This window comes from Oceanomicrobium pacificus (assembly GCF_009833495.1).
Lineage (GTDB): Bacteria > Pseudomonadota > Alphaproteobacteria > Rhodobacterales > Rhodobacteraceae > Oceanomicrobium > Oceanomicrobium pacificus.
Map to the genome: position 1 here is coordinate 21,492 of NZ_WUWG01000005.1, position 19,966 is coordinate 41,457.

Genomic DNA, 19,966 nt, shown 5'->3' on the forward strand with positions numbered 1-19,966 from the left:
GATATCGCTGGTGTCGTGGCTGCTATAGTGCAGCCATGCGACCCGCGCAAGCGGGGCAGGCCGCGCGCCGGGACAGGGGCATCAGACCTCGCCCGCGCCGACGACCGAGATCCGCTTGGCTATGTCGCGCGCCAGCAGTGCCACGGCTTCGGCCTGTGCCTGCGTCAGCGCCTCGATCGTGTCGCCGCGCACGGGCACATTGTAGGAGAAGCGGCCCGCGGTCTCCAGACTGCCGCCATTGGCTGCGACAAGGAAATACTGGCCGGTGAACCGCAGGCTCGCGCCCGGTGCACCCGCGATCCGCGACACCTTGACGTCAAGTTGCGCGTCGGGCGCCGTCAGAAGCGGCCAGGGATCGGTCGCCACACGGGTGGTCAGCGCCCGGTCCAGATTTTCCGCCAACAGTTCCGTCATGCCGCGCTCGGGCGAATCCGCCCAGAGCGCATTGCCTGCCGACACAATCACGTTGGCACCCGCCAGAACCGCGATCTCGGTTTCGCGCGCATAGGCCGGCAGGTCGACCTGCCGGACCGACAAAGTGCGCACATTCGACCCGAGCGTCGCGGTCGGCTGGCTTTCGGGCAGCAGGTAGCGGTTCGTCGGGTCGGAGGCCGAACAGGCGGCAAGGAGCGCCACGAGCGAGAGACAGGCAAGGCGGAGGATCATGGTCATCGGTCAGCGTCCCAGAATGATGGCATTTGGCTTGCGTTCGAGCGTGTTGGCGAGCGACGTGACGGAGCGCGCGGTCTCCCGAATGTCGCGGATCGCGGCCACGGCCTCACGGTTGAGCGGCGCGCCCGCGCCATAGGCGGCGAGCGTGGCTTCCGCCGTGTCGGCCAGCGCGTTCAGCCGGTCGACCAGATCGGGCAGGCTCTGCGCGGCCAGCGCCACCTCGTCGGCGGCATTGCCGGCCGAGGCCAGCGTGGAGTTGAGATTTTCCACCGCGCCGCCTTCTTCGAGGGCATCGAGGATCGACCGCAACTGGTCGAGTGCATCGGACAGGGCGCCGGGCAGGCGGGCCGTGTCGTCCGACCCGATCAGCACGTCGGCGGTCTCTACCAGATCGGTCAATTCGGTGACCAGATCCTCCAGCGGCAGGTCATTGGCCTTGTCGGCCACCGCGCCGATCTTGTCGATCAGGACCGGCAGATCGTCGGAGGCGAGCGCGATATTGGCAGCCGCGTCATTGGCATTGACGAGTGCGGTCGACAGCGTCTCGGCGGTGCCATTATTGTCGATATCCTCGACGATGGAGCGCAAGGCCACGAGCGAGGCCTCGAGCTCCGCCGGGATCGCCTGCGTTTCCGCCGCGCCCACGATCGCGTCGAGATCGTCCAGCACCGTGTTGGCCGAGGCGATCAGCTCTTCCAGTGGCAGGTCATTGGCCTTGGAGGCGACATTGTTGAGATTGTCGAGCAGGTCCGGCAGCCGTTCTGAGGCGCGGGTCACGCGGTCGGCAGCCGTGTCGACATTTTCCAGCGCGGCCAGAAGATTGTCGACGGCGCTGCTCTGTTCGATCCGGTCGATGATGCTGCGCAGTGACACGAGCGAGGCGTTCAGTTCGACCGGCACAGATTGCACATCATCCGATTGCACCAGCCCGCGCAGGTCGGCTAACAGCCCCGTCACAGCGCCCGGAACCTGCTGCGTGTCCTCCTGACCGATCAGGTTTTCCAGCCCCGCCATCAGGTTGATCGCGTTGTTGAGAAGTTCCTCCAGCGGCAGGTTGCCGACCCGTTCCAGCACACTCTCGGCCGAATTGGCGAAGGAGCCGAGTTCCGCCGGGACGCTCGGGAAGAGCGGGAAGGGATCCGCATCCGTGTCGATGGTGGCGGGCAGGGCGTCCTCCACCTCCAGAAGCGTGACCTTCAGCGACCGCGCCAAGAGCCCCTCGGTGGCAAGCTGCGCGCGCAGGCCCTCATCCACGAGCCCTTGCAGGAAGTCGAGCGTGCCTTCAGCCGTGGTTCCGGCGGGCAGCCCGAGCCGTGTCGGACGCAGGACGATATTGGTGACCAGCTGCACCTGCGGGTTGTTCCGGTCCTCGCGGTCGATGCGGGCCGACAGGGCGATGACCTCGCCCACGCGCAGGCCACGATAATCGACAGGTGCGCCCACCTGCAGCCCGTTCACCGAACCTTCGAAAACGATTGACAGCGTCACCTGCTCGGCCTTGTCCGCATCGAAAATGCTCGCCCGCGCGGCGTCTTCGTTGGAGAAAATGTCAAAGATGACATCCTCGCTCAGCGGGCGCGTGTCCGACAGGACCGTGTCGAATGCGATTCCGCCCTGCACGAGCGAGGCAAGGCTTTCCACATTGAGCCGCGCCCCTTCGGCGCCGAGCGTGAAGCTGAAGCCGGAAATGTCCCAGAAGCGTGAACCGGAGGTGACGAAACTGTCATAGGGCGCGTTGATGAAGCCCGACACGTCTACCCCGTCGCCGAAACGGGTCAGGTCGACACTGTCGATCTGGCCGACCGTCAGCCCCTTGTAGGTGATCGGCGCGCCCGGAGAGAGAGAGCCCGCGTTGGTCGCATAGAGATTGATCCGCGTGCCCTGCGTGCCGCGCAGCACAAGCGGCCGTTCCTCCAGCCCCTTGAAACTGCGGACCGCGGTGCCCTTTTCGCTGTCCCACGAGCCTTCGATATAGACGCCCGTCAGGACCGTTTCCAACCCGCTGATGCCGCTGCTCGACACATTGGGCCGCACCACCCAGAACTGGCTTTCCGCATCGAGGTAGGAGGCGATGCTTTCATGCACGCGCACCGACACGTCGACGGAGTTGAGGTCTTCGGCAAATTCCATATCCGTGACATGGCCAACCTCCACGTCGCGATATTTCACCAGCGTGTGGCCGGCCTCGATGCCGGACGCATCCTCGAAGGAAATGGTGATGAGAACCCCGCGTTCGGAATAGGCTTCCCACGCGACAAGAAGCGACCCCGCAAGTGCGATGATCGGCACCAGCCAGATCAGCGAGATCCGGTCCAGAAAGGCGGTCTTGCCGCGCTCGACCTTCAGCGTGCCGGGATCGGGGGTTTCAGTCATGGATGCGATCCTCTTCGATGGAATCCCACAGCAGGCGCGGGTCGAAACATTGCGCGGACACCATGGTCAGCGCCACGGACAGGGCGAAACAGACCGCGGCGGGGCCGGGGTGAATATTGACGATGAAGCCGAACTGGACAAGCGCGGTCAGAATGGCGACGACGAACACGTCGACCATCGACCAGCGGCCGATGAATTCGACCACCTCGTACATGTGCAGTCGGGTCTTGCGGTTGAGGTCCCAGTCATATTGCACCGACAGCGCAAGGATGCCGATCACGAGGAATTTGCCCACGGGGATCGCGACCGAGGCAAAGAGCACCACGAAGGCGATGAACCAGGATCCGTGTAGCGCCAGTTCCACGGCCCCACCGATGATCGTGTTGGTCATCGCCTGTCCGAGCGTCGATGTCACGAGCATCGGCATCAGGTTGGCCGGAACATAGAGGCAGAAGCCGGCAATGAGCCAGGCCCAGACCTTCTGCATGCTGGCCGGTTCGCGGCTGTGCAGCGCCTGCCCGCACAGCGGACAGTCGGTCGCGCCGGGCGTGTAGACCCGGCCACAGGAGGTGCATCCGATGAGCCCGGCGCGCCGGGCGGTCATCCCCGCCGGGGATCGAGCATCTGCCATATCGTCCACCTGCACATGAAGCCGTCCTTGAGAGCGAGGATTACAGCCATCGCCGCGAAGGCCCAGAAGGCCGGACCAATGCCGACCGTGGCCATGCCCGCAATCTTCACCAGCGCCACCGCCGTCCCGATGATGAACACCTCGGCCATGGACCAGGGGCGGAGCGTCTCGGCCACGCGGAACGCCTCCGCCGCGCGCCGGAAAGGCGGCCGCCCGCGCCGGAGCGGCGCGAGCGCATAGCTCAGCAGGAGCGCCCGCAGGATCGGGATCACCACGATCAGCATGGCGGTTGCAATCGAGAGCGGCAGCATAAGCCCCGTGGAAAAGGCGCTGATCGCGTCGATGATCGACATGCGCTGTTCCAGACCCGCAGTCGAAAGCTCGAGGAAGGGGAAATAGATTGCGGCAATCATCAGTACGGCCGAGGCCAGCGAATAGGCCAGCACCCGGTCGATGGAGCCGGGGCGCGGGGCGATCAGCACATGGTTGCAACGGCTGCACCGCGCGACCTCGCCGCTCCGGGGCGGCTCCGCGCGGTGGATCATGTCGCAGGTGGGGCAGGCGATCAGTCCGGGCAATTCCCGCACTTCCGCCGAACCTGCGGACGAATGCGCCGCGGCTGCGGATGCTGGCTGGGACAGTCTGTTGCTCGATGCCTCGCTGTGCGCGCCCATCTCGATTCCCGTTCTTTGCCGCAGTCTATCGGCGCTGCGCGCATCTGGCGAGGGGCGAATGGGAGGGGAACGGGCAGCAGGACAGACGCGCAACCGGCACGGTCTGAACGGCATTCCTGCTGGCGGGAGGAAAATGGTACCGACGCCCCGGCTCGAACGGGGGACCCCTAGATCCACAATCTAGTGCTCTAACCAACTGAGCTACGTCGGCACCGTGCGGCGTGAATTACATCCACCCCGCAGGGATTGCAAGGGCCGAAGTGGTCGGCGGTGGCGCTTGCATTTCAGGGCCGGGGGGGCTACCTGCGGCCTGAGAAAAGGAGACCATCATGGGTATCAACAGCGAAAGCGACATCGCCGCGAATCTGCAGATCGGTCCCACCACCGAGGGCATGGTGCGCATCTATGTGGAGGGCGAGGGCGTCAGCCTGCCGCTCGATTTCGACCCCGAAGAGGCCGAGGAGATTGCCGAGGAACTGCTCGGTTCGGCCAAGAAGGCCCGCAAGATGCTCGAAGGCAAGGGCGGCAAGGGCAAGAAGGGCTGACCGGCCCGGCTGCCCCGTTTCCACCCGTCAGACCCCGTAGATCTGTGACGGCCGCGGATCGGTGAAGCCGCGCAGCCGCTCCGCCGCCGTGCGGGCGAATTTCCGCGTCAGCGTGCTGCGGCGCGCAGGCGCGAGTTTCGAGAGCGGCGCGTCGCGCTGGATTTCGGCATCATGCGCATCGGCGAGGATCAAGCCGGTCTCGTCCGGTAGCAACTCCACCGGAAACTCCGTATCGACGGCCCAGAAATAGCGGTCGCACCAGTCCAGATAGCCCTGCCATTTCCGGTCTGTCTGGAAATCGACCCGGCTCGACTTGCATTCGATGATCCAGATCTCCCCCTTCGGGCCGAGCGCGATTACGTCGACGCGCAGGCCCCTGTCCGGCACGAATTCCGTGAGGCTGGCATAGCCGAGCGTGGCCAGATGCCGGCAGACGCCCCGCGCCAGCAACTGTCCGGGTTGCAGCAGATCTTCCATGCTGCATTTGAACAATAGGTGAACATCGCGTCAAGGGGCGGCAGGGTGCCGGTGCCTGCCGAGGGTCCCGAGGTCCACGTCGAGCCGGGCGAGCCGCGCGGCATAGCGGCGGGCCAGGGCCTCCGGGTCGGTCAGGCGCCGGATGCGTGATTGTCCGAATGCCGCACGCGCCGCGACCTGCTGCCCGCCGGCCTTCACCTGCGCGATGGCGGCGGCGAACCTCTCGGCGTCGATCTCGGCCCATGTTGCGCCGCGCATCGGCCAGATCGCATGCCCGTCGGGCACTGGAACCTGGCACGCGGGCACGGGAAAGGCACTTCGCGCATCGCAGAAATCGACCGGCCCGCCATGGTCTGTGAGCACCAGCGGCCGCCCGAGATATTGCGCATAGGCCGGGATATAGCCGTAGCCCTCGGCCCTGTGGGGCGACAGGATCACATCCGCCGATGACATGGCGGCCACAAGTTTGCGGAAACTCCACGTCTCCCGCACCAGCCGGATGCGCGGGTCCCGCGCGGCGATGCGTGCGATCTCGACAAGCTGGCCTTCGGGGTCGCACCAGTCGGGCCCGCGCCCCGCCGTCACCTTGATGATGAGCGCCGCCTCCGGGTCATCCGTGGCGGCTTGGAAGGCGCGCACGGCGGTGAGCGGGTTCTTGCGGGCGACCGAGGCGTGGATGTCGAAGACGAGCATCGCCAGCCAGCGGCCCTCCGCCAGCCCGAGGCGGGCGCGCGGCAAGGGCGGGACAGACGGCAGGCTCAGCGCTTTGCCCATCGTGACCACAGGCCCGTCGAAATGGCGGCGATAGAGGTCAGCCACGAAACGCGAGGGCGCCCAGATCTCGTCAAGCGCCTGCAGCGCGAGCCGGTGGCTGTCCGGCAGGACCGGAAATTCCCAGAGCAGATAGCCGATCTTTCGTGCCTCCGGCGGCCCGTCGAACAGGTGGTCGGCGATCCGGTCGGCATTGGCATGGATGATCCGCACCGGCTTGCGGCCCGCAATCGGGCGGTCGAGACCGGCGCGGCGGAGCGCCTGACGGCTCATCTGCGCGTTGCGGGACAGGCCGGAGCCGCTCCGCTCGCGGGTCACGACGCGTGCGAAATCCGGTCGTGCGGCGACAGGCGCATCGGGGCGCAGGTCCGGCATCGCGCGGCCGGGCACGCGCGCGATCCAGTCGCGCAGTTCGGGTGCGGTCAACGGATCGGTGAAGCTGCGCAGGTCGCGGCAGACCGGCCGGTAGAGCAGGAGAAAGAGCAGGTCGATCCGCCGCAGCGCCCCCGGCGCATCCGAGAGTGGCGCCATCAGGACCGGATCGAACAGGGCGCCACCCCGGCGCAGGACGGCCTCGAACCGCGCGGCCAGAGCCGCGTTGGGCGAAATCAGGTTGGCGGGCGCCTGCCTTGGCTGCGTGGCCGGTGCGGGTGGCGGCAAGGGCACCGGCCAGACACGGTCCAAGAGGCGAGATGCACCGATCTGGTCCGCCCGTCGTGCCTGCTGCAATGCCGATTGCGCTGGCCTGTTCTGCGGGCCAAGCGCGAGCACATGGCGGGCCAGCGGGCTAACCCCGTCGGCATCAGCTGCGACAAGCGGCGCGAGGGCGCTGTTCGGGTGAACGGGCAGATGCCGGTGGCGCTTCAGTTGCTCCAGAAGGGGGCTTGCACCGACCACAGGCAGGAGCGCGTTGATCTGCGCGATATCCGCCTCGGCCGCGCCGCTGGCCCGCAATGCCCAGATGAGCCGCGCGCCCGTGAGCGGCAGCCCGGCACCGTCTCCGGTGCCGACCACGGTCCTGAGCACGGACCGGGCAGCGCGGTTGGCATCCGCGCACGGCGTGCCATCGGCCCCCCGCCATTGCCAGGTGACGGGCCGCCGTCGAACCCGCCGCCAGAGGCTGAGCAGCGTCAGGACCGCAAGATCGGTCGGTTTGACCCACCTGTGCCAGACAAGGGTGACGGGCGCGGGCGTGCCGAACATCCGGCCGGCAAAGCGCAGGGCGCGGAAACCCGTGGTCGCGCGCTGGCGCAGCCGGCCCCGCGGCGTGGCGCGGCCGAAACCCGCGACCCAGACAAGCGCGGCTCTGTCCGCGCGGAGCTGCGCGTCTAGCATCCGGCGGATGCGCGCCACCTGTTTGGGACGCGCCGGATCGGGGCGCAGATGGGCAAACCCGTCCGCACCCCAGCCGACAATCTGCACCCGTGCCGCACAGGCAGCCAGATGTTCGACCTGACGGGCGGTCTCTCCGCACCCTTGCTGGCCCGATCCGGGGGCCGGACCCAACAGAACCACCAGCCTGCGACGGTCCTGTGCCACGGACAGCTGCGCGCGGCCAACCGGCGGCGAAGCAACGGGACGGTGGAAACTGGGATCGGCGAGGGTCATTCCGGCCTCCTGCGATACCGGAATTAGGAAGCTGTTAAGGTTAACCGCAGGTAAACGAACGCGCCGCCCCGCTGGACGATCCGTCGCGCCGGAAATCGGGCGGACGGGGCTTTGCAAAGTGCCCGCGCGTCCCTACATTGTGCCGAGGCGGGTTCTGTCCCTCTCGTGATGTGTCATATCCTAGTGGCCTTAATCTTTCGAATGGGAGCTGGCTCTGTGACTGGTTCTGGCCTATTGCATCTGGCGCCCACCTGGTTTTTCCAGGCTCTCGAGGATTTCAAACACGCACGGCCGCGACGGGCCCGCCGAATTTCCTGCACTTCAATCGGTTGCACCGCATGAGCGACATGCAGACCGCCAAGGCCGCGGCCCGCAAGGCGGCCGCTGACCGGCGCGCAGCGGCCCATGCCGAACACGGTCCCCATCCGGGCAGCGCGACCGAGGCCCTGCGCCACTGGATTGCCGCCGGACCGCGCCCCCGCGCCATTGCCGCCTATCTGCCGATGCGGACCGAGATCGACCCGCGCCCCGCACTGATCGATGCGGCGGCCGCAGGCGTTCCGCTCGCCATGCCCGTCGTGGTGGAGAGGGGCCACCCCCTCATTTTCCGCGCATGGACGCCGGATACGCCGCTCGTCCCCGGAGCCTTCGGAGCACATGTGCCGGCAAGCGGCGCGCTCGTCGAACCGGACCTGCTGGTCGTGCCGCTTCTGGCCTTCGACCGGCGGGGTTACCGGCTCGGCTATGGCGGCGGCTTTTACGACCGGACGATCGCCGCGCTGGCCGCGCGCCATCCGCTGCGCACCGTCGGTCTGGCCTATGCCGCGCAGGAATGTGACGCCGTTCCGGTCGAGGCGACCGATATGCCACTTGATGCGGTCATTACCGAAAAAGGCGTAGTTTTCAGCGCCGATAGCGTATAATTGCAGGTCATTTCGCGGGGAATCCGCGGTTTTAAGACTATTGGAGTGCTATGCGTATCTTGTTCTTGGGCGATATTGTCGGCCGGACCGGCCGCGCCGCCGTTCAGAAATACCTGCCGGTCCTGCGGGACAGCTGGAAGCTCGATTTCGTCACGATCAATGCGGAAAATGCCTCCTCCGGGCTGGGGCTGACCGGCGCCCATGCCAAGCTGCTCTTGGAGGCCGGCGCGGATTGCCTGACTCTTGGCGATCATGCGTTCGACCAACGCGACATGCTCACCGCGATCGAGGGCGACCGGCGCATCCTGCGGCCGCTCAACTATGCCCGGGCCGCCCCCGGCAAGGGGGCACGGCTGTTCGATGCGCCGGGCGGGCGCAAGGTGCTGGTCGTGCAGGTGCTGGGGCAGGTCTTCATGAAGCGTCCCTTTTCCGACCCTTTCTCCGCGCTCGATGCCGCTTTCAAGGCCGCGCCGCTCGGCAGCGGTGCGGATGCGGTCATCGTCGATGTGCATGCCGAAGCCAGTTCGGAGAAAGTGGCGCTCGGCCACTGGTCGGACGGGCGGGCCTCGCTCGTCGTCGGCACCCATACCCATGTGCCGACCGGGGACGCGCATATTCTTGATGGCGGCACGGCCTACATGACCGATGCCGGCATGTGCGGCGACTATGACAGCGTGATTGGCATGGACAAGGTCGAGCCGCTGCGCCGCTTTGTCACCGGAATGAACAAGGGCCGCTTCACGCCGGCCGCCGGTCCGGCGACGCTCAGCGGCTGTTTCGTGGAGACGGACGACAAGACCGGCCGTGCAACGCGGATCGTGCCGGTGCGGGTGGGCGGGCGTCTGCAGCAGTCCGGTCCCGATCCGTTGCCCGGGGCCGCCCCGTGACAAGCGGCTTGCCCGCCCGTGCCGGGTTGCGCCATTCTGGGCCACCCGAAACCGCCGGAGCCAGCGCCGCCTGTGCCTGACCTTATCCAGTCCGAAACCTGGACCGCGATCGTCGCGCTCCTGATCGTCGTTGGCATGTTCGTTGCCTTCGTGCGGGAAACCTATCCGACCGAGGTCGTCGCCATTGCCGGGGTCGCGGCGCTGTTGCTGACCGGCATTCTGCCCACGGACGAGCTTCTGTCCGTCTTTTCCAACCCCGCGCCCTGGACCATCGCCGCCATGTTCATCCTGACCGGCGGGCTGTTGCGGACCGGCGCGCTCAGCCGGATGACGCAACTGGCGCGGGACCATGGCGAGACGCGGCCGAAGCTGGTCATTTTCGCCTTCGCGATCCTAACCGTCATTGCGTCCGCCTTCATGAACAACACGCCCGTTGTGGTGCTGATGATCCCGCTCACGGTGCAACTGGCCAAATCGATGAACATGTCGGCCTCGAAACTCCTGATCCCGCTCTCCTATGTCGCGATCCTCGGCGGGCTCTGCACGCTGATCGGGACCTCGACCAACCTGCTCGTGGACGGCGTGGCGCGCTCGGCGGGGCTGGAGCCTTTCACCCTTTTCGAGGTGACGCCGCTCGGCCTCATCCTTGTGGTGTTCGGTTTCCTCTACCTGCGGCTGGTCGCGCCGCGGCTTCTGCCGGACCGCCAGTCGATGGCTGACCTGCTCGCGGACCGCAAATCGATGAAATTCTTCACCGAAGTGGCTATCCCCGAGGAATCGGCGCTCATCGGGCAGAAGGTTTTCACGGCGCCCGTGTTCCAGCGCGAGGGCATGCGCGTCATCGACGTGCTCAGGGGCGACGAGTCGCTGCGGCGCGGCTTTCCCGACGTGGTGCTGGAGGCCGGCGACCGCGTGGTCCTGCGCACCGCGGTCAACGAATTGCTCGGCCTGATGGAGAGCAAGGATCTGGAGACGGTCGACAAGCTCTCGTCGCGAAAGACAACGACGGTGGAGGCGCTCATTTCACCGGGCTGCCGGCTCATTGGGCGGTCGCTCGGCACGCTCCGGCTGCGGCGGCGCTATGGCGTCTATCCGCTGGCCGTGCATCGCCGGAACCAGAATATCGGGCGTCAGCTCGACGATGTGGTGGTGCGGGTCGGCGACACGCTGCTGCTCGAAGGCGCGCCGGAGGATATCCAGCGTCTGGCGCAGGATGTGGGGCTCGTGGACATCTCCGCCCCGTCCGACCGCGCCTACCGGCGCGAACGCGCGCCGCTCGTCATCGGCATCCTAGCCAGCGTCGTGCTGATATCCGCGCTGGGCTGGCTGCCGATCCATGTCGCGGCGCTTCTGGGCGTGGCCGCGGTGCTGGTGACGCGCTGCATCGACGCCGAGGAAGCGTTCGATTTCGTGGACGGGCGGCTTCTGGCGCTGATCTTCGCGATGCTGGCCGTGGGGCTGGCGCTCGACCGGTCGGGGGCGGTCGACCTGATCGCGCGGAGCCTCGCGCCGCTGCTCCAGCACCTGCCGCCGCCCTTGCTCATCTGGGCCATCTACCTGCTGACCTCGCTTCTGACGGAAATGGTGTCGAACAATGCGGTGGCCGTGGTCATCACACCGGTCGCAATCGGTCTGGCGGCGCAGCTCGGGATCGACCCGCGCCCGCTGGTCGTCGCGGTGATGATTGCGGCCTCGGCCAGTTTCGCCACGCCGATCGGCTACCAGACAAACACGCTTGTCTACGGGCCCGGCGGCTACCGGTTCACCGATTTCGTGCGCGTCGGCCTGCCGCTCAACCTGTCGATCGGCCTTCTGTCGAGCCTGCTCATCCCCTTTTTCTGGCCGCTCTGAACGCGGTCAGAGCTGGCCCTCGACGGGCAGGATGCGGGTGACGCCGGCCACGAATTTCGACAGGGCGCCCGCGCCAGGTTCCGAGCGCAGAAGCTCGCGCCGGCGGCCATTGTCATAGACCCAGATCAGGCGCCCCTCCGCGTCGAGCCGGACCTCGTATGCATAGTCCGCCAGCCGCTGGCGGATCAGGTCCGCCGTCAGTTCGCTGTCGGCGGGAAGCGCCACGAAGAGGCCCAGTTCGGAATTGATCTCGATCGAGCGCGGATCGAAATTGAGCGACCCGACGAAGGCGCGGTCATCGTCGAAAAAGGCCAGTTTCGTGTGCATGGTCAGTTTCACGTCGCTGCCTTCGGGCAGATCGCCCAGAACCTGCGGCGCATCGGCCCGCACCTCGTAGAGCTGCACGCCGGCCTCCAGCAGCGCCTTGCGGTATTTGGCGTAGCCGCCATGTACATAGGAATGGTTGGTCGCGGCCAGCGAGTTGGTCACCACCTTCACGTCGATGCCGCGTCGTTCCAGTTCGGCATAGAAATCGACGCCGGACTGGCGGGGCACGAAATAAGGGGTCAGGATCAGGACGCTGTCTTCCGATTTGAGCATCTGGTCCTGCAGGGCGCGGTAGAGCCTCCGGTCGGCGCTCGGCACCGGCTGGCGCAGCTTGTCGGGACTGTCTGACACGACCATGTTGGCCGAAACCAGCGCATCAAGCCGGCCGGCGCTGAAATCCGCAATGTATTGCGAATTGACCGCGCGGCGGTAGATGCCGCGTTCGGCCGCGCTGGCGCTGGTCGTGATGTCGGCCAAAGTGGCGCGCAACTCGGCCTCGGTGTCGGCGCCAACTATGTTAACGACCGGCACCGCGCGCGGGTCGTTCCAGAACCGGTCGAAACTCTCCGTGATCTTCTGCACCGCGGGACCGGCCACGAACATGTCGAAATCGGCAAATTCCGCATCTGTGTGGATCTGGAAATACTCATCCGCAATGTTGCGCCCGCCAACCACCGACAGCGCATTGTCCACAGTCAGCGACTTGTTGTGCATGCGCCGGTTCACGCGGTTGAAATCGAGCAGGAAGTTCACCGCCTTGATGCTGTTGCGCGAGAGCGGGTTGAAGAGCCGGACCTCGATATTGTCGAAACTGTCGAGAAGCGCGAGCTGGGTGTCATCGGCCGTGGTGAACACATCGTCGAGCAGGAAGCGCACCCGCACGCCGCGTTCCGCGGCATCGATCAGCGCACGGCTGACAAGGCTGCCCGCCAGATCGGGCTTGATGAGGAAATATTGCAGATCGATGCTGCGCTCCGCCGCCTCGATCATCTTCAGCCGCGCGCCGAGCGCGTCATTGCCTTCCGACAGGGGCACGAAGGCCGAACGCCCGCCATAAGGGGCAAGGTCAGCCTGTGCTTCGCTGGCAAGTGCGCTCGGGCCGAGCGGATCGGTCGCGCGGCTGACGGTGCGCGGCGCGTCGAACGGCACATAGGTGCAGGCGCCCATGGCCAGAAGCGACAGGGCTGCAAATGCCGCCCGGATGCCGTTAAATCGTGTCATTCTCTGCCTGCCTGTTGCCCGGTCACGTCTTTTGCCGCGAGTCTAGGCGCGCACCGGCGGGCTGTCCACTTGAACAGCACGCATCTGCGGGTCTATACAGCCCCGACTTCCTCGAAGATCGAAGACGGAGACCACCATGGCCGGCCATTCGAAATGGGCAAATATCCAGCATCGCAAGGGGCGGCAGGACGCCGCGCGCTCGAAGCTGTTCTCGAAACTCGCGAAGGAAATCACCGTCGCGGCCAAGATGGGCGATCCGGACCCCGACAAGAACCCGCGCCTGCGCCTGGCGGTGAAGGAAGCCAAGTCCCAGTCCGTGCCCAAGGACGTGATCGAACGCGCGATCAAGAAATCGATGGGCGGCGATGCGGAGAATTACGACGAGATCCGCTACGAGGGCTACGGTCCCGAAGGTGTCGCCGTGATCGTCGAGGCGATGACCGACAACCGAAATCGCACGGCTTCGAACGTGCGGTCGATCTTCACCAAGTCGGGCGGCAATCTCGCCGAAACCGGCGCCGTGTCCTTCATGTTCGACCGCAAGGGTCTGATCGTCTATCCCGGCGATGTGGCCGATGCGGACACCGTGATGATGGCCGCGATCGAGGCCGGGGCCGAGGATGTGGAGAGCAGCGAGGACAGCCACGAGATCTATTGCGATGCCAATGATCTCAACGATGTGTCGAACGCGCTGGAAGCGGAACTGGGCGAATCCGAGACCTCGAAACTGATCTGGAAGCCGCAGACCACGACCCCGCTCGATCTGGATGGCGCGCAGAAACTGATGCGCCTGATCGAGGCGCTGGAAGATGATGACGACGTGCAGAACGTCACCGCCAACTTCGACATTTCCGACGAGGTGATGGCCGAGCTTTGAGCCGCCACAGATCGCGACAAGGACAAACCCGCGCCCCGGCGCGGGTTTTTTCGTCTTGGCGCAGGGGCTTGGGGCGCTACACTCGGGGCGCTGGACAGTGCGGAGGCGCCCCATGGACAGGCCGAGCTTCACCCTCGGGATCGAGGAAGAATATCTGATCGTCGACCGGGAGACGCGGGCGCTCGTCCGCCAGCCGCCCGAAGCCTTCATGGACGAATGCGGCCGGCGGCTCGGCGATCAGGTGACGGGCGAATATCTCCAGTGCCAGGTCGAGGTGGGGACAAAACCGCATCAAAAGGTCTCTGACGCGATTGCCGATCTGGCCGCGCTGCGCGCCGGCGTCGCCGAGGTGGCAGACGGGTTCGGCTATGCGCCCATCGCGGCCTCTACCCATCCGTTCGGGCACTGGCGCGACCAGACCCACACCCGCAAGGAACGCTATGACGCGTTGCGCACCGATCTGGGGCAGGCGGTGCGGCGCATGGTCATTTGCGGGATGCATATCCATGTCGGGATCGAAGAGGACGACCAGCGCATCGACCTGATGAATCAGATCGCCTATTTCCTGCCGCACCTGCTGGCGCTCTCCTGTTCCTCGCCCTTCTGGGAGGAGGAGGATACCGGCCTGTCGAGCTACCGGCTGACCGTGTTCGACGCGCTGCCGCGCACCGGTTTGCCGGATTATCTGGACAGTTTTGCCGAATATCGCCGCCTCGTCGATCATCTGGTGGCGGCGGGCTGCATCGAGGATGCGACGCGGATCTGGTGGGACGTGCGCCCGTCCGACAAGTTTCCTACGCTGGAACAGCGGATCACCGATGTCTGCCCGCTTCTGTCCGACGTGGCGGCGATTGCTGCGCTCTACCAGTGCCTGCTCGCCTATCTCTACCGGTTGAAGAGCGCGAACCAGCGCTGGCGCATCTACCCTCGCACACTCCTGATGGAAAACCGCTGGCGGGCGCAGCGCTACGGCACATCCGGTCAACTGGTCGATCAGGGGCGGCGGGCGCTCGTGGACCTGTCGGCACTGGCCGAGGAACTGGTCGAACTGGTGGGGGAGGAAGCGGAACTCCTCGGGTGCGAGGCGGAATTGCAAGGCGTGCTGGCACTCGTTGCACGCGGCAGTTCGGCCGACCGACAGCGCCAGATCTATGCCGGTGCGAAAGCCGGCGGCGCGTCGGATGCGGAAGCGATGGGTGCTGTGGTCGATGCGCTCATCGACGAGTTCCGCCGCCCGGTCTGAGGGTCAACCGCCGCGCAATTCCTTGCGGATGACGAGCTTCAGGCCCGACCATGTGTTGTCCACCGCGCAGACCTTCACGTCCACCAGCCCCATCGGCAGGGCCAGTTCGCGGATCACGTCCTCTGTAATATCCGTAGGCACACCCGCGGCGCGTTTGGGCCAACTCACCCAGATCATGCCGGCCGGACGGATGATGGTGCGGCCTTTGGTCAGGTCCCGTGCAAGCGCGGCGCGCCGGTCATGGAACAGATGCAGCGCGTCGAGGTTGCGGGCGCGCAAGCCCAGATAGGTAAGACCCGGCGCCGTATCCGCAATGGCGGCTACAACGCTGTCGGGCATGTTGCGGGCCGCGATGCGCAGGCCGGACGCGTAGCCGAGTTTCGCGGCGAGCGGGCGGGAGCTGTAGCCGGACGTGCCGCCCCCCGCCACCGGATCAGCCGATCAGCTTCTTGACCCAGCCCTTCTTGGGCGTGTCGCCCTCGGCCGCTTCGTCGCTCTCGGCTTCGGGAGCGTCCTCCACCTCGGCCGGGCCTTCGATCTGGGTCTGAAAATTCTCGAAGAACTGGTCGGCCATCTTCTTGGCGAATCCGTCGATCAGGCGCGAGCCGAGTTGTGCGAGCTTGCCGCCGACCTTGGCGTCCACGTCATAGGCCAGTTCGGTGCCATCCGCGACATCCGACAGGGCCACCTTGGCGCTGCCCTTGGCAAAACCGGCCGCGCCGCCCTTGCCCTCGCCCGAAATCACATAGCTGTTGGGCGCGTCGATCTCCGACAGGCTGACGGCCCCCTTGAAGGTGGCTTTCACCGGCCCGACCTTCTGCGTGACGACGGCGGCGAATCCGTCCTCGGGCGATCCGGTCAACTCGCTGCACCCCGGGATGCAGGCTTTCAGGACCTCCGGATCGTTCAGCGCCGCCCAGACGGTCTGGCGGTCCGCGGCGATGGTGCGCGTGCCTTTGAGTTCCATGATTGCCTCCCTCATTCAGTGTTGCGTCAGTCTTAGGCCGCGGCGCGGGCGGTTGCAATGGGCGGCAGGCAGGGGTGTTCAGGCGATCCGGTAGGGCACGATATCGCGCCGGTCATGGTCGATCTGGAGGTTGCGCTCCATCGGCGGGACGGACCGCTGATGACAGTCGCGGCGCTCGCAGATCCGGCAGGAGACACCGATCGGCTCGAACGCATCCGGCGCCCCCAGATCGAGCCCGTCCGCATAGACCAGACGGTCGGCATGGCGGATCTCGCAGCCAAGTCCGATCGCGTAGCGCCGCATCGGCGCACGGAACGCATGGCCGGGTTTGGAAATGTCCCGCGCAAGGCAGAGGTAGCGGACCCCGTCCGGCGTCTCGGCCAACTGGCGCAGGAAACGTCCGGGCTGCTCGAAGGCCTGATGGACGTTCCACAAGGGGCATGCCCCGCCGAAACGCGCGAATTGCAGGCGCGTTGCCGAATGGCGCTTGGTGATCGTGCCGGCCTGATCGACGCGGACGAAAAAGAAGGGAATGCCGCGGGCGCCCGCGCGTTGCAGGGTGGACAGCCGGTGCGCCACCTGTTCGAGCGACGCCTCGAACCGGTCGGCCAGCCGGTCGAGATCGTGCCGCGTCTCGTCCGCGGCGGCAAGGAAAGCACGATATGGCAGGAGCGCCGCACCCGCGAAATAGTTGGCCAGACCGATCTTGCAGATGTCGCGCGCATCCTCTGTCCGGAAACGGGCGAAATCGAGCGTGGCGTCCAGCAGGTCGCCATGGTCGAGCAGCGCCACCTGATGGGCGAGCGCAAACGCCTGGCTCTCGGGGCTGGCGCGGCGCGACAGGCTGAGCGTGCGGGCGCTGCGATCAAAGGCCCGCAACGGCCCGTCGCGATGGCGGATCACCGTGACGCCATGGCGCTCCGCGAGCCAGTCCGCGAGCCGTGCCAGCCGACCCTCTCCATCGAGGCCTGCGGCAGCTGCGAACCGCTCGGCCGCGCGGTCCACCGCATCCACGTAATTGTCGCAATAGTGGAAGAAATCGCGCACCTCTTCCCAGGGGAGCGGGGCGACGCCGGACCCTTCGCGGCCCAGAGCCTCGTCCAGCGAGGCAAGCCGCTCGGTCGTCTGCCGGTAGGTGCGGTGGAGCGACAGGAGCGCATGCGCCAGTGCCGGCGCGTTGGCGGCCATCAGGCCCAGATCGGCATCGGGCACCGGCGTGTCGGCAAACACCGGATCGGCGAGCACCTCGCGCAGATCGGCCACCACGCGGTCCGGTTCGCCGGCCGACAGTTCATTCACGTCGAAGCCGAATTCGCGCGCCAGCGCCAGCACCAGCCCTGCGGGCACCGGCCGGTGGTTGTTCTCGATCTGGCTGAGATAGGGCAGGGATATGCCAAGCCGTCCGGCAAAGGCTTTCTGCGGCATGTCGAGCCGCAGCCGGAGTTCGCGCAGCTTGCCGCCGGCATAGAGTTTCGACGCGGGCATCACCTGTCCTTAGCAGATTTCGCAATTTGCAAAAGAATATAGCAAACAGGTTTGCAAATATACTGGATTCTCGTTTCACGACGGCCGGTCCGGGACTATCTTCCACCCGGAAGCGGCTGGCGGACCACCGCAGCATGTCAGGGAGGACGGCATGACGCAGATTCTCGAAGAGTTGGAGCGGCGCAGGGACGAGGCGCGGCTCGGTGGTGGCCAACGGCGCATCGACGCCCAGCATGCCAAGGGCAAGCTGACCGCGCGCGAACGGATCGAGGTCCTGCTCGATGAGGGCAGCTTTGAGGAATTCGACATGTTCGTTGCCCATCGCTGCACCGATTTCGGGATGGAGGAACATCAGTATCCCGGCGACGGGGTGGTGACCGGCTGGGGCACGATCAATGGCCGTATGGTCTATCTGTTCAGCCAGGATTTCACGGTGCTCGGCGGGTCGCTGTCTGAAACCCATGCGCAGAAGATCTGCAAGATCATGGATATGGCGATGAAGAACGGCGCGCCGGTGATCGGGCTGAACGATTCCGGCGGTGCGCGCATTCAGGAAGGCGTGGCCTCGCTCGCGGGCTATGCGGACGTGTTCCAGCGCAACATCATGGCGTCGGGCGTTGTGCCGCAAATCTCGGTCATCATGGGGCCGTGCGCGGGCGGGGCGGTCTATTCGCCGGCGATGACCGATTTCATCTTCATGGTCCGCGACAGCAGCTACATGTTCGTGACCGGACCCGACGTGGTCAAGACGGTGACGAACGAGCAGGTCACGGCCGAGGAACTGGGCGGGGCCAAGACACATACGTCCAAATCCTCGGTCGCGGACGGCGCGTTCGAGAATGATATCGAGGCGCTGATGGAAGTCCGTCGCCTAGTTGATTTCCTGCCGCTCAACAATCGCGAGAAACCGCCGGTGCGGCCCTTCTTCGACGATTGGGACCGGGTGGAAAGCTCGCTCGACACGCTCGTACCCGACAATCCCAACACGCCCTATGACATGAAGGAACTGATCCTGAAGCTGGCGGATGAGGGGGATTTCTTCGAGATCCAGGAGGATTACGCGAAGAACATCCTGACTGGCTTCATCCGCCTCGAAGGATCGACCGTGGGTGTTGTGGCGAACCAGCCGATGGTGCTCGCCGGGTGCCTCGACATTGACAGCAGCCGCAAGGCGGCCCGCTTCGTCCGCTTCTGCGACGCGTTCGAGATCCCGATCCTGACGCTCGTGGACGTGCCCGGCTTCCTGCCCGGCACCAGTCAGGAATATGGCGGGGTCATCAAGCACGGGGCGAAGCTCCTCTTTGCCTATGGCGAGGCCACGGTGCCGAAAGTGACCGTCATCACCCGCAAGGCCTATGGCGGGGCCTATGACGTGATGGCATCGAAACATCTGCGCGGCGATTTCAACTATGCGTGGCCGACTGCGGAAATCGCCGTGATGGGCGCCAAGGGCGCGGTGGAGATCCTTTACCGGTCCGACCTTGGAGACGCGGAGAAGATCGCCCAGAAGACAAAGGAATATGAGGACCGGTTCGCCAATCCGTTCGTTGCAGCCGAAAAGGGCTTCATCGACGAGGTCATCATGCCGCAATCGACCCGCAAGCGTGTCGCCCGGGCATTCGCCAGCCTGCGCAACAAGGCGCTGCAAAATCCGTGGAAGAAACATGACAATATCCCGCTCTGAGACCGTGGCGCTCTCGCGCAAGCGTGACTTGTCCCGCACCGTATCGCGGCGGGATACTGTCCGTCTGACGGAGGGTGATCATGCCGGAACGGCCGCGTCTGCCGAAACTCTTGCGGTTCATGGCACTCCATGCGCTCTGGGGCATGGTGCTGGGCTGCGGCGTGCTGTTCGCGCTGATCTGGACCGACACGTTCGGGCTGGGGCGGCTCCTGTCGCAGGATGGCAGCGGTCTGGCGACCTTCGTGCTCTTCTTCCAGATGGCGCTCACTTTCGGTGCGATCCAGATGGGCGTGGCCGTCATGCTGCTGGGCGACAGCAAGGACGACGGTCCGGACAGCGATCCCGACTGAACGCCGCCCGCGCAACGCGGGGGCTGTCATGCTGAAACATCGCGGATTCCCCTCGCGCCTGCCGGGCACGGATTTCCAGTTCACCATCCGGCGCGAAGCCAAGGGCGAGGTGCCGGAACTGAAGGAACGCGCGCGCTATGCCGACCGCCGCCCGGCCGACCGCCGTGCCGACGAGGGCTTCATGCAGGCGCTCTGGGAGCATTTCGGAGATGCGCCGTTCGAACGTGGCAATCTGGATGCCGGACGGCTCAACTGGCTTTTCGGGCGCGAAGTGGTCGCGGCCGAGGACCCGTTCGATCCGCGCAGCTATGAGGCGCTCCTGCGCATCGACGTGGACAAGGCGCGCGCCAGTTTTCCAAAGGCATTCCGGTAGGATGGCCTTCACTCTTCATATCGGCGG

Annotated in this window: 19 protein-coding genes and 1 tRNA gene; 9 read left to right on the top strand and 11 right to left on the bottom strand. The window is 65.9% G+C overall.

The window, feature by feature from the left end; all coding sequences use genetic code 11:
• Positions 1–81: 81 nt before the first annotated feature.
• From GSH16_RS11550 to GSH16_RS11570, 5 genes are all read right to left on the bottom strand, one after another.
• A complete protein-coding gene (locus GSH16_RS11550) occupies positions 82–672 on the bottom strand; it encodes a PqiC family protein (RefSeq protein ID WP_160855271.1) in 591 nt (196 codons plus the stop codon).
• A 3-nt stretch (positions 673–675) separates the two neighbouring features.
• A complete protein-coding gene (locus tag GSH16_RS11555; RefSeq protein WP_160855272.1) occupies positions 676–3,045 on the bottom strand; it encodes an MlaD family protein in 2,370 nt (789 codons plus the stop codon).
• Entirely contained in the window at positions 3,038–3,676 is a 639-nt protein-coding gene (locus GSH16_RS11560) for a paraquat-inducible protein A (protein WP_160855273.1), read from the bottom strand. Before GSH16_RS11560 ends, GSH16_RS11555 begins: the two co-directional genes overlap by 8 nt.
• On the bottom strand, positions 3,646–4,350 hold the full coding sequence (locus GSH16_RS11565) for a paraquat-inducible protein A (RefSeq protein WP_160855274.1): 705 nt from the start codon (positions 4,348–4,350) through the stop codon (positions 3,646–3,648). The genes GSH16_RS11560 and GSH16_RS11565 overlap by 31 nt, the downstream gene beginning before the upstream one ends.
• A gap of 134 nt (positions 4,351–4,484) precedes the next feature.
• A tRNA-His gene (locus GSH16_RS11570) sits at positions 4,485–4,561 on the bottom strand.
• Positions 4,562–4,679: 118 nt separating this feature from the next.
• Here GSH16_RS11570 and GSH16_RS11575 point away from each other — a divergent pair.
• Positions 4,680–4,895, top strand: a complete 216-nt coding sequence (locus GSH16_RS11575) for a DUF6324 family protein (RefSeq protein ID WP_160855275.1) — start codon at positions 4,680–4,682, stop codon at positions 4,893–4,895.
• Positions 4,896–4,922: 27 nt separating this feature from the next.
• On the opposite strand, the gene GSH16_RS11580 is transcribed toward GSH16_RS11575, so the two are convergent.
• Positions 4,923–5,372, bottom strand: a complete 450-nt coding sequence (locus GSH16_RS11580) for an MmcB family DNA repair protein (RefSeq protein WP_160855276.1) — start codon at positions 5,370–5,372, stop codon at positions 4,923–4,925.
• Between the two features lie 30 nt (positions 5,373–5,402).
• Positions 5,403–7,751 (bottom strand): glycosyltransferase family protein, encoded by a 2,349-nt coding sequence (locus tag GSH16_RS11585; protein ID WP_160855277.1) that lies wholly within the window; start codon positions 7,749–7,751, stop codon positions 5,403–5,405.
• A 338-nt stretch (positions 7,752–8,089) separates the two neighbouring features.
• On the opposite strand from GSH16_RS11585, the gene GSH16_RS11590 reads away from it, so the two are divergent.
• The 3 genes from GSH16_RS11590 (at position 8,090) to GSH16_RS11600 (ending at position 11,412) form a co-directional block, all read left to right on the top strand.
• Positions 8,090–8,674 carry a 5-formyltetrahydrofolate cyclo-ligase gene (locus tag GSH16_RS11590; protein WP_160855279.1) on the top strand — a complete coding sequence of 195 codons (585 nt, stop codon included), beginning with the start codon at positions 8,090–8,092 and terminating at the stop codon, positions 8,672–8,674.
• Positions 8,675–8,724: 50 nt separating this feature from the next.
• Positions 8,725–9,561, top strand: coding sequence for a TIGR00282 family metallophosphoesterase (locus GSH16_RS11595; protein ID WP_160855281.1), 837 nt, complete (start codon positions 8,725–8,727; stop codon positions 9,559–9,561).
• 135 nt (positions 9,562–9,696) lie between these two features.
• Positions 9,697–11,412 carry an SLC13 family permease gene (locus GSH16_RS11600; RefSeq protein ID WP_160855760.1) on the top strand — a complete coding sequence of 572 codons (1,716 nt, stop codon included), beginning with the start codon at positions 9,697–9,699 and terminating at the stop codon, positions 11,410–11,412.
• Positions 11,413–11,418: 6 nt separating this feature from the next.
• Here GSH16_RS11600 and GSH16_RS11605 read toward each other — a convergent pair whose 3' ends face one another.
• A complete protein-coding gene (locus GSH16_RS11605) occupies positions 11,419–12,960 on the bottom strand; it encodes a phospholipase D family protein (RefSeq protein ID WP_160855283.1) in 1,542 nt (513 codons plus the stop codon).
• A 136-nt stretch (positions 12,961–13,096) separates the two neighbouring features.
• On the opposite strand from GSH16_RS11605, the gene GSH16_RS11610 reads away from it, so the two are divergent.
• Both GSH16_RS11610 and GSH16_RS11615 read left to right on the top strand, forming a co-directional pair.
• Positions 13,097–13,837 carry a YebC/PmpR family DNA-binding transcriptional regulator gene (locus GSH16_RS11610; RefSeq protein ID WP_160855285.1) on the top strand — a complete coding sequence of 247 codons (741 nt, stop codon included), beginning with the start codon at positions 13,097–13,099 and terminating at the stop codon, positions 13,835–13,837.
• A gap of 112 nt (positions 13,838–13,949) precedes the next feature.
• Positions 13,950–15,080, top strand: coding sequence for a carboxylate-amine ligase (locus GSH16_RS11615; protein WP_160855287.1), 1,131 nt, complete (start codon positions 13,950–13,952; stop codon positions 15,078–15,080).
• Between the two features lie 3 nt (positions 15,081–15,083).
• Here the strand turns inward: GSH16_RS11615 and GSH16_RS11620 are convergent, their stop codons facing one another.
• The 3 genes from GSH16_RS11620 to GSH16_RS11630 all read right to left on the bottom strand — a co-directional run bounded on the left by GSH16_RS11620 (position 15,084) and on the right by GSH16_RS11630 (position 17,532).
• Positions 15,084–15,509 carry a DUF3052 family protein gene (locus tag GSH16_RS11620; RefSeq protein WP_160855289.1) on the bottom strand — a complete coding sequence of 142 codons (426 nt, stop codon included), beginning with the start codon at positions 15,507–15,509 and terminating at the stop codon, positions 15,084–15,086.
• Positions 15,510–15,513: 4 nt separating this feature from the next.
• Positions 15,514–16,047, bottom strand: a complete 534-nt coding sequence (locus tag GSH16_RS11625; protein ID WP_160855291.1) for a CoxG family protein — start codon at positions 16,045–16,047, stop codon at positions 15,514–15,516.
• A 78-nt stretch (positions 16,048–16,125) separates the two neighbouring features.
• Entirely contained in the window at positions 16,126–17,532 is a 1,407-nt protein-coding gene (locus tag GSH16_RS11630; RefSeq protein WP_160855293.1) for a helix-turn-helix domain-containing protein, read from the bottom strand.
• Between the two features lie 151 nt (positions 17,533–17,683).
• Between GSH16_RS11630 and GSH16_RS11635 the strand changes: the two genes are divergently transcribed.
• From GSH16_RS11635 to GSH16_RS11645, 3 genes are all read left to right on the top strand, one after another.
• Positions 17,684–19,216, top strand: a complete 1,533-nt coding sequence (locus GSH16_RS11635; protein WP_160855295.1) for an acyl-CoA carboxylase subunit beta — start codon at positions 17,684–17,686, stop codon at positions 19,214–19,216.
• An 80-nt stretch (positions 19,217–19,296) separates the two neighbouring features.
• Positions 19,297–19,566 carry a hypothetical protein gene (locus GSH16_RS11640; protein WP_160855297.1) on the top strand — a complete coding sequence of 90 codons (270 nt, stop codon included), beginning with the start codon at positions 19,297–19,299 and terminating at the stop codon, positions 19,564–19,566.
• A 28-nt stretch (positions 19,567–19,594) separates the two neighbouring features.
• Positions 19,595–19,939, top strand: coding sequence for a hypothetical protein (locus GSH16_RS11645; protein ID WP_160855299.1), 345 nt, complete (start codon positions 19,595–19,597; stop codon positions 19,937–19,939).
• Positions 19,940–19,966 lie beyond the last annotated feature (27 nt).